Annotated in this window: 12 protein-coding genes; 2 read left to right on the forward strand and 10 right to left on the reverse strand. The window is 66.7% G+C overall.

Annotation, left to right across the window (positions count from 1 at the left end):
* Nucleotides 1–20 precede the first annotated feature (20 nt).
* From rpoB to JOF57_RS19615, 5 genes are all read right to left on the reverse strand, one after another.
* Nucleotides 21–3,530 (reverse strand): DNA-directed RNA polymerase subunit beta, encoded by a 3,510-nt coding sequence (gene rpoB, locus JOF57_RS19595; protein WP_209919172.1) that lies wholly within the window; start codon nucleotides 3,528–3,530, stop codon nucleotides 21–23.
* 463 nt (nucleotides 3,531–3,993) lie between these two features.
* Entirely contained in the window at nucleotides 3,994–5,079 is a 1,086-nt protein-coding gene (locus tag JOF57_RS19600) for an ABC transporter ATP-binding protein (RefSeq protein ID WP_209919174.1), read from the reverse strand.
* Between the two features lie 203 nt (nucleotides 5,080–5,282).
* On the reverse strand, nucleotides 5,283–5,669 hold the full coding sequence (gene rplL, locus JOF57_RS19605) for a 50S ribosomal protein L7/L12 (RefSeq protein ID WP_163664273.1): 387 nt from the start codon (nucleotides 5,667–5,669) through the stop codon (nucleotides 5,283–5,285).
* 91 nt (nucleotides 5,670–5,760) lie between these two features.
* Nucleotides 5,761–6,288 carry a 50S ribosomal protein L10 gene (rplJ, locus tag JOF57_RS19610; RefSeq protein WP_209919176.1) on the reverse strand — a complete coding sequence of 176 codons (528 nt, stop codon included), beginning with the start codon at nucleotides 6,286–6,288 and terminating at the stop codon, nucleotides 5,761–5,763.
* A 309-nt stretch (nucleotides 6,289–6,597) separates the two neighbouring features.
* Nucleotides 6,598–7,044 (reverse strand): anthrone oxygenase family protein, encoded by a 447-nt coding sequence (locus JOF57_RS19615; RefSeq protein ID WP_209919178.1) that lies wholly within the window; start codon nucleotides 7,042–7,044, stop codon nucleotides 6,598–6,600.
* A 76-nt stretch (nucleotides 7,045–7,120) separates the two neighbouring features.
* On the opposite strand from JOF57_RS19615, the gene JOF57_RS19620 reads away from it, so the two are divergent.
* Nucleotides 7,121–7,555: a winged helix-turn-helix transcriptional regulator gene (locus JOF57_RS19620; protein WP_209919179.1), complete on the forward strand. Its 435-nt coding sequence runs from the start codon at nucleotides 7,121–7,123 to the stop codon at nucleotides 7,553–7,555.
* Here JOF57_RS19620 and JOF57_RS19625 read toward each other — a convergent pair.
* Genes JOF57_RS19625 through JOF57_RS19640 form a run of 4 tightly spaced genes read right to left on the reverse strand, consistent with a single transcriptional unit; the run spans nucleotide 7,456 to nucleotide 13,920 of the window.
* Complete coding sequence (locus tag JOF57_RS19625) at nucleotides 7,456–8,352, reverse strand: ROK family protein (protein WP_209919181.1); 897 nt, start codon at nucleotides 8,350–8,352, stop codon at nucleotides 7,456–7,458. The genes JOF57_RS19620 and JOF57_RS19625 overlap by 100 nt on opposite strands.
* A gap of 8 nt (nucleotides 8,353–8,360) precedes the next feature.
* A complete protein-coding gene (locus tag JOF57_RS19630) occupies nucleotides 8,361–8,978 on the reverse strand; it encodes a DUF7158 domain-containing protein (RefSeq protein WP_209919184.1) in 618 nt (205 codons plus the stop codon).
* Nucleotides 8,975–13,150 carry a glycoside hydrolase family 38 N-terminal domain-containing protein gene (locus JOF57_RS19635; RefSeq protein ID WP_209919185.1) on the reverse strand — a complete coding sequence of 1,392 codons (4,176 nt, stop codon included), beginning with the start codon at nucleotides 13,148–13,150 and terminating at the stop codon, nucleotides 8,975–8,977. The genes JOF57_RS19630 and JOF57_RS19635 overlap by 4 nt, the downstream gene beginning before the upstream one ends.
* A gap of 17 nt (nucleotides 13,151–13,167) precedes the next feature.
* On the reverse strand, nucleotides 13,168–13,920 hold the full coding sequence (locus JOF57_RS19640; RefSeq protein ID WP_209919186.1) for an endonuclease/exonuclease/phosphatase family protein: 753 nt from the start codon (nucleotides 13,918–13,920) through the stop codon (nucleotides 13,168–13,170).
* A gap of 65 nt (nucleotides 13,921–13,985) precedes the next feature.
* Between JOF57_RS19640 and JOF57_RS19645 the strand changes: the two genes are divergently transcribed.
* Nucleotides 13,986–14,534, forward strand: a complete 549-nt coding sequence (locus tag JOF57_RS19645; protein ID WP_209919188.1) for a hypothetical protein — start codon at nucleotides 13,986–13,988, stop codon at nucleotides 14,532–14,534.
* Here the strand turns inward: JOF57_RS19645 and JOF57_RS19650 are convergent.
* Nucleotides 14,527–15,501 (reverse strand): helix-turn-helix transcriptional regulator, encoded by a 975-nt coding sequence (locus JOF57_RS19650; RefSeq protein ID WP_209919190.1) that lies wholly within the window; start codon nucleotides 15,499–15,501, stop codon nucleotides 14,527–14,529. The genes JOF57_RS19645 and JOF57_RS19650 overlap by 8 nt on opposite strands.
* Between the last annotated feature and the right edge of the window lie 51 nt (nucleotides 15,502–15,552).

The raw sequence follows: 15,552 nt of genomic DNA on the forward strand, positions 1-15,552 counted from the left end.
TAGAAATTCTCGGACGAGACCTACGCAAGGTCTTCCACAGAAGCGGACTCGTTGCGCGACAGGTTGATACCGAGGTTGGCAGCGGCACGCTCCAGGTCCTCGTCATCGCCGTCACGCATCTCGATCGCCGCGCCGTCGCTGGAGAGCACCTCAACGTTGAGGCACAGCGACTGCAGCTCCTTGAGAAGCACCTTGAACGACTCCGGAATACCGGGTTCGGGGATGTTCTCGCCCTTCACGATGGCCTCGTACACCTTGACCCGGCCGACGGTGTCGTCGGACTTGATGGTCAGCAGCTCCTGCAGGGTGTAGGCGGCACCGTAGGCCTGCATGGCCCAACATTCCATTTCACCGAACCGCTGGCCACCGAACTGGGCCTTACCACCGAGCGGCTGCTGGGTGATCATCGAGTACGGGCCAGTGGAACGTGCGTGGATCTTGTCGTCCACCAGGTGGTGCAGCTTGAGGATGTACATGTAGCCAACCGTCACCGGGTACGGGAACGGCTCGCCACTGCGACCATCGAACAACTGCGACTTGCCGTCGGCGTTGACCATGACGTCACCGTCACGGTTGGGCAGCGTCGAGCCGAGCAGACCCGAGAGCTCCCCCTCCTGCGCACCGTCGAACACCGGGGTGGACACGATGCTGTCCGCCGGGGCCGAGAGCAGGCCTTCGGGCAGCTTGCCCGCCCATTCCGGCGTTCCAGCGGCCACATCGATGTTCCAGCCGGCCTTGGCCACCCACCCGAGGTGGGTTTCCAGGATCTGGCCGATGTTCATACGACGCGGCACACCGTGGGTGTTCAGGATGATGTCCACCGGGGTGCCGTCAGGCATGAACGGCATGTCCTCGATCGGCAGGATCTTGCCGATGACGCCCTTGTTGCCGTGGCGTCCGGCGAGCTTGTCGCCGTCGGAGATCTTGCGCTTCTGGGCCACGTAGACGCGGACCAGTTCGTTGACGCCGGCCGGCAGATCGTCATCGTCCTCGCGCGAGAACACGCGGATACCGATGACCTTGCCGGACTCGCCGTGCGGAACCTTCAGCGACGTGTCGCGAACCTCGCGGGCCTTCTCACCGAAGATGGCACGCAGCAGCCGCTCCTCCGGGGTCAGCTCGGTCTCGCCCTTGGGCGTGACCTTGCCGACCAGGATGTCGCCGTCGCGGACCTCGGCGCCGATGCGGATGATGCCGCGCTCGTCGAGATCGGCCAGCACCTCGTCAGAGACGTTCGGGATGTCCCGGGTGATCTCCTCGGCGCCCAGCTTGGTGTCGCGGGCATCGATCTCGTGCTCCTCGATGTGGATGGACGTCAGGACGTCCTCCTCCACCAGGCGCTGCGAGAGGATGATCGCGTCCTCGTAGTTGTGGCCCTCCCACGGCATGATCGCCACGAGCAGGTTCTTGCCCAGGGCCATCTCACCGTTCTCGGTGCACGGTCCGTCGGCGAGCACCTGGCCCGACTCGACACGCTGCCCGGCGTCCACGATCGGGCGCTGGTTGGCGCACGTGCCGTGGTTGGAGCGGGCGAACTTGCGCATCCGGTAGGTGTGCCGGGTGCCGTCGTCGGCCATCACGGTGATGTAGTCGGCCGAGACCTCCTCGACGACGCCCGCCTTCTCCGTGACGATGACATCGCCGGCGTCGATGGCGGCACGCAGCTCCATACCGGTACCGACCAACGGGGCCTCGCTGCGGACCAGCGGAACCGCCTGGCGCTGCATGTTGGCACCCATCAGGGCACGGTTGGCGTCGTCGTGCTCCAGGAACGGGATCATCGCGGTCGCGACAGACACCATCTGGCGCGGCGAGACATCCATGTAGTCGACGTCGGACGGGGCCACGTTCTCGACCTCGCCACCCTTACGGCGGACCATCACGCGGTCTTCGGTGAAGCTGCCGCCCGCATCGATCGGCGAGTTGGCCTGCGCCACGACGTGGCGGTCCTCCTCGTCGGCGGTCAGGTAGTCGATCTGGTCTGAGACCACACCGTCGACGACCTTGCGGTACGGCGTCTCGATGAAGCCGAACGGGTTGACCCGGGCGTACACCGACAGCGAGCCGATCAGACCGATGTTCGGACCCTCAGGGGTCTCGATCGGACACATGCGGCCGTAGTGGCTGGAGTGCACGTCGCGGACCTCAAGGCCGGCACGCTCACGGGACAGACCACCGGGGCCCAGCGCCGACAGACGACGCTTGTGGGTCAGACCCGACAGCGGGTTGTTCTGGTCCATGAACTGCGACAGCTGGCTGGTGCCGAAGAACTCCTTGATCGCCGCCACAACGGGACGGATGTTGATCAGGGTCTGCGGCGTGATCGCCTCGACGTCCTGGGTCGTCATGCGCTCACGCACGACACGCTCCATACGCGACAGGCCGACCCGGATCTGGTTCTGGATCAGCTCACCGACGGTGCGCAGACGACGGTTACCGAAGTGGTCGATGTCGTCCACCTCGACCGGCACTTCGACGCCCCCGGGCACCGTCATGCTGGTCTGGCCCTCGTGCAGGCGCACCAGGTACTCGATGGTGGCGACGACGTCTTCCTCGGTGAGGGTCGACGACGTGATCGGCTGGCCTGCGTTCAGGCCCAGCTTCTTGTTGACCTTGTAGCGACCCACGCGGGCCAGGTCGTAGCGCTTCTCCTTGAAGAACAGGTTCTCCAGCAGGGTCTGCGCGGACTCCTTGGTCGGCGGCTCGCCCGGACGCAGCTTGCGGTAGATGTCGAGCAGCGCCTCGTCGGGACCAGCGGTGCTGTCCTTCTCGAGGGTGCCCATCATGATCTCGGAGAAGCCGAAGCGCTCCACGATCTGCTCGCTCGTCCAGCCCAGCGCCTTGAGGAGCACGGTGACCGGCTGACGACGCTTGCGGTCGATGCGGACACCGACTGTGTCGCGCTTGTCGACGTCGAACTCCAGCCACGCACCGCGGCCGGGGATCACCTTGACGCTGTGCAGCGTCTTCTCGGTGGACTTGTCGATGCTGTCGTCGAAGTACACACCGGGCGAGCGCACCAGCTGGGACACCACGACACGCTCGGTGCCGTTGATGATGAAGGTGCCCTTCTCGGTCATCATCGGGAAGTCACCCATGAAGACCGTCTGGCTCTTGATCTCACCGGTGTTGTTGTTGATGAACTCGGCCGTGACGAACAGCGGCGCCGCGTACGTCATGTCCTTGTCTTTGCACTCGTCCACCGGTGCTTTGACCTCGTCAAAGCGCGGATCGGAGAAGCTCAGCGACATCGAGCCCGAGAAATCCTCGATCGGCGAGAGCTCTTCGAGCACCTCTTCGAGGCCGCCCTTGGGGGCGGTCTCGCCGCGATCGACGGCCTTCTGACGCCATCCGTCCGCTCCGACGAGCCAATCGAAGGAGTCTGTCTGAACGTCGAGTAGCCCCGGAACCTCAAGTGGTTCACGGAGCTTGGCAAATGAAACTCGGTTCGGTGCTCCTGGGACGGAGTTATTGGTGTTAGCGTTCGCTGTGCTCTGGCTAGAGACTGCCAAGATGCATCCTTCCAGCACCTCATGCGACTTTTGAAAAGGCCAGCAAGAGCCGTCCTTCTTGGCCGCGATTCTGCGTCGGTTCGGCTGGCTTTGACCTGCCCGGAACCTCAAACGCACGGCACGGGACTAGATGCTGAGCAACGCTCAGGCTAGAACTTTATGTGCAGATCAGGTGAGGGTAGGCAGGGTGCAGCCAGCGCAACGTCCAACGATAGCGCACGTCCGCCATTTATTCAACGAGCATCCCTCGGCACCACACCACCACTGCATGAATCGGGTCACCCGGCGCTGGCTGGCGTCCACTAAACCCTTCACACATGCTGCCCAACAGATTGGCCTGTCTCTGGCCGTCCGTCAAGAGGTGACGCGCGGTTCGGTGCGGCCGGACTCTCCCCACAACACGTTCGCCGCACCTGCTGTTTGCACTGTCTGCGAATACACGTCAGGCCGGACCCTTGGGCCCGGCCTGACGTGATGAAACTCAGCTCTGTTGAGGAACCTCGATGACCCCGGTCGGGTCGTCGTCCCCGACCGGGCGCTGGTGGCGCGCCGTCGGCTCGTCTCCGAACTCGTGCACCGCGTACTTGTGGGTGCCCTCGAGGTCGTCGAGGATCGCGGCCTGTGCAGCGGGCGGCAGGGTGTGCAGGATCTCGCGTACCCGGGCCTGACGGCGGCCCACGGCCTTGCGCTCGGGCATACCCGGGGTCGCCATCAACTGCGGCGGCACACCCTCGATCTCCTCGACACCACCGTCATGCTGGCCGGCCTCCATCATGGCCTGCTCAGCGGCCGCGGTGGCCTCGTCCTTCTCCTCCGACATACCGATCGGCCCGATCCGGCGACCGTTGAGGAACTGCTTGACGACGGGCTCCTCCGAGGTGAGCAGCACCTCGCGGGGGCCGAACATGACCAGCTGCTTGCGGAACAGCATGCCGATGTTGTCCGGCACGGTCCGGGCGATGTTGATGTTGTGCGTCACGATCAGCACTGTGGCGTCGATCTGCGCGTTGATGTCGATCAGCAGCTGGGACAGGTACGCGGTACGCACCGGGTCCAGACCGGAGTCCGGCTCGTCGCACAGGATGATCTTGGGGTCGAGCACCAGGGCCCGAGCCAGGCCGGCGCGCTTGCGCATACCGCCGGAGATCTCGCCGGGGAACTTGTGCCCGTCATTGGGCATACCCACCAGGTCGAGCTTCTCCATGACGATGTTGCGGATCTCGCTCTCGCTCTTCTTCGTGTGCTCACGCAACGGGAAGGCGGTGTTGTCATAGATGTTCATCGAGCCGAACAGCGCGCCGTCCTGGAACAGCACACCGAACAGCGTGCGGATCTCGTAGAGCTCCTTGGCCGAACACTCAAGGATGTTGGTGCCGTCGATGACGATGGAGCCGCGCTCTGGGCGCAGCAAGCCGATCAGAGACTTCAAGAACACCGATTTGCCGGTACCCGACGGGCCCAGCAGCACGCTGACCTCGCCCTCGGGAACCGTCAGCGTGACATCCTCCCAAATCTTTGACGATCCAAAAGATTTGCTCAGTCCCGTCACGTCGATCTGGACGCCCATCAAAGATCCTTCCGCCTGCGGCTCACCCAACCACCTGCTGCGGCCTGTGGCTTGAGTCACCATAGCGCACGGCGCATCGCACACACAGGCATGTCTCCCAATATTCGGGAGTACCCGTGCTGCCGCCGGATCAATCGTGCCCATGCAAGCAAAGAACCCCCGAATCCCTGGGGATTCGGGGGTTCTTGCGGTCCAGGTATGGACTACTTGACGGTGACGCTGGCGCCGGCAGCCTCGAGCTTGCTCTTGGCGTCCTCGGCGGCCTCCTTGGTGACCTTCTCCAGCAGCGGCTTGGGAGCGCCGTCGACCAGATCCTTGGCTTCCTTCAGGCCCAGGCCGGAGACGATCTCGCGGACGACCTTGATGACGCCGATCTTCTTCTCGCCGGCACCCTCGAGGATGACGTCGAACTCCGACTGCTCCTCGGCGGCCTCGGCGGCGGCGGGGGCGCCACCGGCGGCGGCAACGGCGACCGGAGCGGCGGCGGTGACCTCGAAGACCTCTTCGAACTGCTTCACGAACTCAGAGAGCTCCAGCAGGGTCATTTCCTTGAAAGCGTCGAGCAGTTCGTCGGTGGACAGCTTGGCCATGTTTATGGTCCTTCCTGATTTTTCTTACAGATGGGGGGTGGTTTGTGCGGTTGCGATTGCGCAGTTCAAGCGGCGAGTGAAGCGGAAGCTTCTACGCGGCCTCTTCGCCGGCCTTCTTCTCCTGCAGCGCCGCCGCGAGGCGGGCCATCTGAGAAGCGGGCGCGTTGAACAGACCTGCGGCCTTGGACAGGTTGCCCTTCATGGCACCTGCCAGCTTGGCGAGCAGAACCTCGCGCGACTCGAGGTCAGCGATCTTCTCGACCTCGGACACAGACAGCGCCTTGCCGTCCATGTAGCCGCCCTTGATGACGAGCGCCTTGTTGTCCTTGGCGAACTTCTTGATCGCCTTGGCGGCGTCAACGGGCTCACCCTGGACGAACGCGATCGCCGTGGGACCGGCGAACAGCTCGTCGAGACCTTCAATGCCAGCTTCAGACGCGGCGCGCTTCACCAGAGTGTTCTTGGCGACGGTGTACGTGGCGGAGTCGCCGAGGGAACGACGCAGCTCAGCCAGGTTCGCCACAGTCAGCCCGCGGTACTCGGTGACGACGGTGGCCGTCGACGCCTTGAACTGCTCAGCAATGTCGGCAACCGCCGTGGCTTTATCAGCCTTGGCCATGCATGCCTCCTTGTGGTGGGTATCGGGCGTTCCGCCTCGAACCGCCAACCGGCCTGTTTCAGGTCCGGAAATGACGAACGCCCCGACGCATAAGGTCGGGGCGCAGATATACCCAGCACGAAAACTGGTCTAGCCTCGTCCTCCTGCGTGGGCCGCCCGGATACTTCCGGGGCCTTCAACCGATTGCTCGGTGACCGACGGTCTTCGGTGGAACTCGACCAGACTAGCCGAGCACCCACCGATCAGCCAAAACGCGGCCCCGTTTGCACCGCCGCGAATGCCGTACCTGCGCGGTCGGCCGCGGCGTCTTCAGCCCGCAACCACCAGCAGCACGAATGCCGCAGCCAGCAATCCGACCCGCAGCCAGTGCAGCCGGTCCCAGCGGCGGGCCAGTTCGTGGAACTGTTCGGCGTCCTCACCGGCATCGTCACATCCGCCGAATCCCGCCGCGACGCGGTTGTTGATCGGCACCAGTGTGGTGACGGACAGCAGCATGACCAGCCCCATCAGAACCACTGCGGTGATGAGCAGCGGCCCTGGGCTCCCCACTGCGGCGGCGATCAGCAACACGATGGCGCCGCCGTACCAGAACGGCATCGCCGTTCCGAGAATCCCTGCACCGGTGCCGCGGGCCTGCCGGTAGGCGGCATCGGGCAGCCGCTGCAGGATCGGGTTGGTGAATGCGGCGACGCCGAACTCGACGCCGAGAAGCGGTCCGGTGACGATGACGGCGAGCATCTGCACGATTTCTTCCATGCCATCTAGGCTGATCAGTATGCTGCCAGAAAACAAGGTACTGACAAATTAGTCAGCATCCGCGAAGGGTTTGAGCATGGCGGTTTCCAAGAAAGAGGTCGGCGACTGCCCGATCGACGCGACGTTGTCGGTCATCGACGGACGCTGGAAGGGCACCATCCTGTGGCGGCTGGCCGACGGGCCGATGCGCACCGCCGAACTGCGCCGCAGCATTCCCGACATCACCGAGCGGATGCTCATCCGCCATCTGCACGATCTGGTCGACGCCGGGATCATCGATCGCCATGACGCAGGCACGGTGCCGCCACGCGTGCACTATTCGATCTCCGAGTACGGGAAGACGTTGGCGCCGGTGCTGGGCGCGTTGTGCGAATGGGGCCGCACCCATATGGAGATCCAGAAACAGAAGCGTCAGCCGCGCGCCAGAGCCGCCGCACCCACCAGGCCGGCATCCCCACCGAGTTCGGCCGCGACGACCCGCAGCCCCCGCAGGAACTCCAGCCCGGCGTAGTCGGCGAGCGCCGCGCGCAGCGGGTCGAACAACAATGCCCCGGACTTGGCCACTCCCCCGCCGATCACCACCAGGTCCAGGTCGCAGACCGCGCCCACCGAGGCGATCATCGCCGCCACTGCCCGCGCGCCTCGATGAAATGCCTTGATGGCCAGCCCATCTCCTTGAGCTGCTGCCTCACCCAGCACCTTGGCGTCGGTGCCGGCCCACCCCTGCGTGCGGGCCCACCGCACCATGCTGGGCCCGGACGCGACGGTCTCGACGCAGCCATGCCCGCCACACGCACACGGGTCACCGCCGTCGGGGGCGACGACGACATGGCCGACGTGCCCGGCGTTGCCGGTGCGGCCGTCGTACGGGGCGCCGTCGAGCACCAGGCCACCGCCGACCCCGGTCGACACCACCATGCCGAGCAGGAACTGCGCGCCCCGGCCCGCACCGCACCACTGCTCGCCGAGCGCCATGCACAGCCCGTCACCACCGAGCCGGACCGGCAACCGAGTGGTGTCGGTAACCCGATCGACGATCGGGAAGTGCTGCCATTCAGCGATATTGATGGGGCTGACGGTGCCGTTGGGCAGGTCGATGGGTCCGGCGGAGGCGACGCCGACGCCGGTCGCCGCCCCGTCCGCGGTCTGCATGGTCTCGCCGAGCAGTTTCTCGACGACGGCCCACACCGTCTCGGCGTCGCCGTCCGGGGTCGGTAGTTGGGCCCGATGCACCAGTCGCCCCTCGGCGTCGACCAGGCCGGCGGCGATCTTGGTGCCGCCGATATCGAGCGCGAGGGTGAGAGTCACGGGCGCTCCTAGTGCTTGTGGGTGTTGTCCGGTTGACGGGGATCCCCGGGATGCTCGTACCCCGGTGCCAGTTCCACCAGGGCCGCGCACCGCGCGTCGAGCCACAGCCGGAACGCCTGCCTGCGTGAAGCCGACCGTAGATGCGCGGCTATCCGGTGGTGCACCTGATCCAGCGACGGCGCGACCGGCCGGCCGCGCCAGCCGTGCGGGCCCCCCGGTATCGGCGCGAACCGCAACGGGTTCCGCGCGTGATAGGCAATCACCTGCGCATCTGAGATATCGACCGCCGCAGTCACCTCCGCGAACACCGCACGGGCCAGCGGGGTACCCAGGGTGGCGGCGGCGACGCTGCCGATCTCCAGCCGGGCCGCGGTATCGGGCAGCACCTCGTCCTGGCCGGGTGCGCCGTGGCCGGACAGGCCGCGCGCGGCGGCCTCGTCGGCGACCACCCGTTCGGCGACCGCCAACTGGGTGAGCCAGCGGCGTAACTGGCGCCCTTCGCTGGTCCCGGGGCGTGGCAGCGCCGAGGCCCGGTTCCCCGCCCGTAGCGTGGCCTCCCGGTCGTCGATCTCCTTGATGAACACCGGTTTTCCGGCTACTCGTGCCGCATAGGTCACCGGGTTCATCGGACCGTCACCTTTACTGCCGGCGAATAGACCAGGCGTCCGGCACAACCCACCCGGATCAACGCCCACCACTCGCCCGACTCGACCCACGATGGGGGCGCGATGTCGAACCCGATCTCGGCGGTGCCCGACGCGGGTACCTCGACGCCGACCGCGGCCGGCCCCATCCACTCCCAGGTTCCCCATGGGCTGATCAGATGCGCCTCGGCGCTCAGGGCGGCGAGCGCATCGGTGCCGATCGTCATCGACAGTCGGGCGGTCTCACCGGCCGTGATGTCGACGGACTGCGGCTCGGACACCAGCTTGAGCACCTGGGCGCCACTGGGTTCACCGATCGTGAGGATGCAGACGTCCTCGACCACCTGCCGCCACGACGGCGGCAGCGCATCCGATCCGCTGCCGGTCACCGTGAGTTCGGCCCGCAACGGGTACAGCCCGGGCCCTGCTCCCGCCGGGACACTCAGGACCACATCGGTTTCCAGATATTCCCCGGGTGGCAACACGTAGGGCAACTCGGCGGGTTGCACCTCCCACCCCGGCGGGCCCGAAAGCCTGACCCGGCCGTGCAGTGCGGCATCGGTGCAGTCACTCGCCGCGGTCAATCGCACGACGACATCGGTACCGGGTTGCGCAGCAACGCTTTCCGGATGCAGGTACGCGACCGCAGGCAGGCCGCCGAGCGGCGCCGGACCGCGATTGTGCAGCCAGTACCGGGCGTAGAGCGGCTGTGCGGCCTCAGCTTCGGGCGCCAACGGCCGGTGCTCGCCCCGCAACACCTTCGGCAGGTTGAACTGAGCGGCGATGGTGGCGATCTGGTATCCGTGCAGACTCAGATCCGACGGCCGCTCCGGCGCAGGCTCTTCCAGAAGGTTCAGGTTCGCGGCGGCGGACACCGCGCGCAACCCGGAGCGAATGGTGACCTCGGTAGCGTTGCCGGTGATCTCGACCAGGCGCGCGGTGACTCCGTCGGCCGGATCGGTACGGCGGACGCTGCCCGAGGCGAGCGGATTGCCGGTGGCCTTGAGCGCACCCAGTTGTACGGTGCCCGCCGGCTCGATCTCCAAGAGTGACCCCGTCGCCGGCAGTCCGCCGTCGGCGGCCGGATCGACCACCACCGGTTGCAACGGCCGGTTGAACTCTGCGGCGCTGGGTGCGACGCCCGCGGCCCGCCAGTCGCCGGCGCCGGTGACCAGCGCGTAGTCGAATGTATGTGTCCAGTGCTGCAATTGGAAGTTGGATCCGTCCGGGGCGGTACGGCGTGGCGGGTCGATCCAGGTGCCCGACGGCCAGCCGGTGCAGGAGCGCATCAGTGAGGTGTGCAGGGTGCCGTCGGGCTCGATGGCGAAGCTCGGCACCCCACGGTTCAGCAGCGCGACGGTGCGGGCATCGAACGGCGCGGTCACCGCGGGGGCCTGCTGGGTGACGACGATCTCGGCGTCACCCAGGTCATCGACCACCGCCTCGAGGTCGCCGGCCAGGATCAGGACCGGCAAGGTACGCACCCCACGCAAGTCTGCACCGGGCACCCACTGTTCGGTCAACGGCGCGGTGGCAGGCACCCAGACGCGAGCCGATCCGGTTGCGTCGATCTGGCGTTTGAACTCGTCGGTGTAGGCGATGTCCGATTCGGCGAGAACAGCTGCGGTGAAGGGGTTTTCGTCCGGGCCGCCGAGCGCGAACCGGGTGTCGGGCAGGTTGGAGTCCACGGTGAGATCGCCGTATCGGGGTTTGTCGGCGGCGCTGCAGGTGGCCGTTACCCCGGCACGTACCAGGGCCACCATCAGATCCCGCGGGTCGGTGCCGTCGTCGGGAGTGACCACCTCGGCCACTGAAACGGCTCGCACCGCATCGACTCCGATGCATACCCGCACGGCCGAGGACAGCCCGAACCAACCGTAAGCCGGGTTGTCCAACGTCCACGGGTGTTGCGCCGCGTCCACCGCGTGGTGGGCCGAATGCTCATGCAGCAGCCCGAATCCCCGGCCGATCACGGCGTCGCCGACCTCGCTCACCGGTAGCGCGCCGGGCACCGGGCAGGGCCAACGCAACCGGACCAGGCGGTCCGCCCCGACGAACTCGTCGATGACAGTGCGGCAATCGACCCGGTCCACACCGGACCACAGTGTGATGATCTGGGTGTAGCTCAACAGATCCGCGATGCGGCCCCGCACGATCACCCGCTGCCCGAGCGCGCTCCGGTAGCACTGCACATCCTCGGCCGGAGCGGCCGAGGAACACACCACCGGCCCGGTGGGCAGCAGGTGCCAGGGCCCTTCCCCGGCCTCGGGGTGGGCCGAATACTCCTCGTAGACCGCCAGTTCGTTGCCGACGCCGCCGTCTGCGATGAGCTCTCGCCCGTCGTCGGTCAGCGAGCACACCCCGCCGCCGCGGGCCGCATCGACGCGTAGCCGGTAGCGCCCGTTGGCGATCTCGTCACCGGCCAGCGGTTCCCAGCCGCGCGCCGCGCCGGCGACGAATCGGTAGGACTGCCAGCCCAGCGACGGCACGTCACGGGCCAGCCAGCTCACCGTCGCTCCGTCGTGCTCGACCAGGACGGGAACCTCGTTGCCGTCGCTGTCGAACACGGCCCCGGGAAAGGGGGTGTCCAGGTGCGCGGTGACGATGTCGGTCCGGTTGTGCGCCACGGCGTTCCACACCACTACCGTCCTCAACCCCGGGTCGCTACGCTCCTGCCCACCGAAACCGTCGACGGCCTGCGACAACAGGCGCAAGGCATTGTCCCGCGCGGTGACGCCCAGATCCCAGGCGTCGCGCCAGCTGGTCAACAGGTCGAGGTAGACCTGATCGGATTCCGAGCCGGTGATGGCGTCGTGGTGCGCCCCGTAGGCCAGCTGCACCCAGGCCTTGGTCAGGGCGGCCTGCGGATAGTCCGCGCCGCCCAGCAGTCCGGCGAACACCGCGAACCGTTCGGCGTCGAGCACCGCGTCCTCGGCAGCCCGGTTGGCCTGCTTGGTGTCGATGTAGGAGACGTCCTTGCCGGTGTAGATCGGGTTCATGTCGCGGGTCTGCGGCGACGGCATGATGCCGCGCGCGTCGGCTTCGGCTCGCACCGCAGTGAAGAACTCGGACGGCAACGCGCACACGAATTTCGGCCAGACGTACCGCGAGTTCCAGTCGCGGTGGATTTCGGTGACCCACTTGTTGGGCGGGGTGTAGTCGGTGCCGACGGGCAGCAGCACGTTGCGGGTCAACGCAACCCGCTTGAGTTTGGTGAACAGGGTGTAGGTGGATTCTTCGGCTTCGGCCAGTGAGGCCGAGGAGTCCATCCACCATCCCGCCGCATAATGCGCGGGCATGTAGTGGGTGAGCAACCCACGGCCCGACGGTGCGATCCACTCGAACTCGCTGGCGAACTGCATACGTTCGGGGTCGCCGTCGTTCTGCATCGGCCCCCACTGGTGATGCGGCCCGCGCGCCCACGAACTGGAGGTCAGGCCGACGTCGGCCGCCATGCCGGGGAATTGCGGATCGTGCCCGAACACGTCGAGCTGCCACGCGGTCGCCGGGTCGGCACCCATCACATCGCGTTGAAAACCCATGCCCGCCACAAAATTCCGGATCGCAGTCTCCGGGCTGGTGAGATTGGTGTTCGGCTCGTTGTAGGTGCCGCCCATGATCTCGACGCGCCCGTCGGCGATGAACCGGCGTAGATCGGCCCGGTCTTCCGGGCGGGCATCCCAGTAGGGCTTGAGATAGTCGACCTCGGCCAGGACGAACTTGTACTCCGGTTCACGCCGCGCCATTTCCAGGTGTGCGTGCACCAGGTCGAATCCGTTGGTCTGCCTGCACTGGCCGGGTGGATCTTCCGTCCACAGGCTGGTGTAGGCGGCCTGGGTGTTCCACCAGACAGGGTCGTAGTGGAAGTGGCTGATCATGTACATGGTCCAGCCGGGTTCGGCGACGGTGAAGTCGAAGGTCGTCTCCCCCGCCCGCGCGCGCCGGATCTCGCCGGGGACGCCCCGCTCGACGTCGATCGGAACCTCGACGATGCTGTCTCCGGGCGTGGCGATCGCCTCACCGGAGAGCCCGTCCCCGTCCACCCGCACCGGTGTCGGCGAGGTGCAACCCTCGTATCGCACCCGAACCAACTGCCGAGGGGCATCCTCCGGCCCGGCAAACAGCTCCGTCGTCTCCGCTGACAGGACGCGCATGCCGAAACCCTACGACTTCAGTGCGCCGAAATGTCGACGACCAACGCTCGATGATCCGAAATCGGTAGGTGCGGCGCCACGCATTCAGTGGCGCACAGTGCCGGGTCGTCGGTAAGGATGTGGTCGAGTTGCGTCGTCGGCGAGTCGGCGGGAAAGGTCGGGGCGGCCCCGAGTTGACGCCAGTGCGCCGGCGCGCCCGAGTTCAGATCTCCCATGAGGAGCCTCGGCCCCGGGAAGCCGCTCAGATCCCGCACCAGATGCCGCAATTGCACCCGGTTCCACCCCGGTACGAACGACAGGTGGGTGTTGGCCACGGTGAGTGCACCGAACGGGGTGTCGATGCGGGCGACCATCGCGGCCCGGGGTTCTTCGTGGATGATCCGGAACCGACGGATCCCCGAGACGTACATCGGAAACGGGACCGGTATCCGAGGGAGGCTCAACACCTGCCAGTTCTCGACCGGGTACCGGGTGAGAAGGGCGATGCCGTAGGCGGCGGTTCCGGGTTGTTCGCGGCCGGTCGCAGCCATCCAGGTGGCGCCGGGGGTTCCGGAGATCGCGGCGACGAACCGGTGGTGCACGGCGTTCATCGCCCGGGCGGCCACGGCAGTCAGATCTGCCCTGCCCGAGCGCGGTTGATCGAGGTCGACCTCTTGCAGCGCGAGGATGTCGGCGTCGAGTTCGGCCACCGCGGCGGCCAACCGGTCCAGGTCGACGTCGCCATCGTGAACACTGCGTCCGTGCAGGATGTTGAAAGTGGCCATCCGCATGGGTACTCAGTACCCACTCTGCATCGCCTTCACCGCGGCGATGCCCGACGAACCGGGATGGCCACATGCTCGACCGCAACGACGACCTGCGTGACGCGCTGAAGCGGGCCGCGGCAGCGTTCAAGGCGCATGGGCCACGCTTCGCGTTGGGCGGCAGCTATGCACTGTGGGTCTACGGTGCGCCCGAACCGGTGCACGACGTCGATTTCGTGGTGGCCGAGGCCGACGCCGACGCGGCCGAGGTGGCGTTGCGTAAGGCCGGATTTCAGATCGTGCATGTTCCCGAGGACTGGTTGTTCAAGGCCTATCCGGACGACGACGTGCTGGTCGATGTGCTCTATCGACTCAACGGGGCATCGGTGGATGCGGCCATATTGGGTTCGGCCGAGGTGCTCGATGTGCTGGCGATCCGGATGCCGGTGCTGCCGCCGACGGTGGTGGTGTCGGAAAAGTTGCGGTCGCTCAACGAACACCATTGCGACTTCGCGGCGTTGCTTCCGGCCAGCCGTGCGGTGCGCGAGCAGGTCGACTGGGATGTGGTGCGTGCTGCCACCGCCGACAACGACTTCGCTGCCGCATTTCTGATGCTCCTCGACCGGCTCGGGATCACCTGACGTTCCTGCGCGCAGCCAGGCGCAGGCGATCGGCCACTGTGCGCACGGCAGCGGCCACCTCGGGCGGCTCGAGTACCTCGAAGTCATGGCCCACGGTGGCGAAATAGAGGACCATACGCTCGGGGTCGTCGGCGCCGGTGGTGACGATGCAGGCGTCGGGTCCGTCTGCCTCGACCGTGGCCGATGCCGGTGGAAACTTCTGCGCCACAACCTCTTGCGGCGCGTGATAGCGCACCCGGGCGACGTAGCGGTAGGGCGAGGAGCTGATCGAGCGACGCACATAGTCGGCCGCATCCGGAGCCTCGCGCGGCGCGAAGGTGGTGCCGCGGGCCACCACCGCGGTCATCCGGTCCAAGCGCAGACTGCGCCAGTCCTCGCGGTCGCGGTCGTAGGCCATCAGGTACCAGCGCCGGCCGGTGGTCACCAGTTGATAGGGCTCCAGCCGCCGCTGGGTGTGGTTGCCCCGGATGTCGGTGTAGTCGGTGCTGACGTGCTCGCGGTCGCGGCAGGCGCGGGCCAGGGTCATCAGTACCTCGGGTTCCACCGGGGAGTCCGAGGAGTTCGGGGCCAGGGTGACGGTGGAGTCGTGCACCGCCGCGACCTGTGACCGCAGGCGTGCGGGCATGACCTGGTCGAGTTTGGACAGCGCCCGCAGGGCGGATTCGCCGACGCCGGCGACGCTTCCGCCGGCGGCCAGCCGCAGGCAGACGGCCATCGCGACGGCTTCGTCGGGGTCGAGCAGCAGCGGGGGCAGCGCCGCGCCCGCGCCGAGTTGGTAGCCCCCGCCCTGTCCCTTGCTGGCGTGGACGGGGTACCCGAGTTCGCGCAGCCGCTCGATGTCACGGCGAACGCTGCGGGTGGTGACACCGAGTCGTTCGGCCAGTTCTTGGCCCGTCCAGGCCCGACGCGACTGCAACAGTCCGAGGAGTTGCAACACCCGGCCGGTGGTTTCGCTGCTTACGGCCATGCAAGAAGTCTGCCGCATTTTTAGGACCGAAACTGTCCTATATGCGTGAGA

This window comes from Mycolicibacterium lutetiense (genome assembly GCF_017876775.1).
Taxonomy (GTDB): domain Bacteria; phylum Actinomycetota; class Actinomycetes; order Mycobacteriales; family Mycobacteriaceae; genus Mycobacterium; species Mycobacterium lutetiense.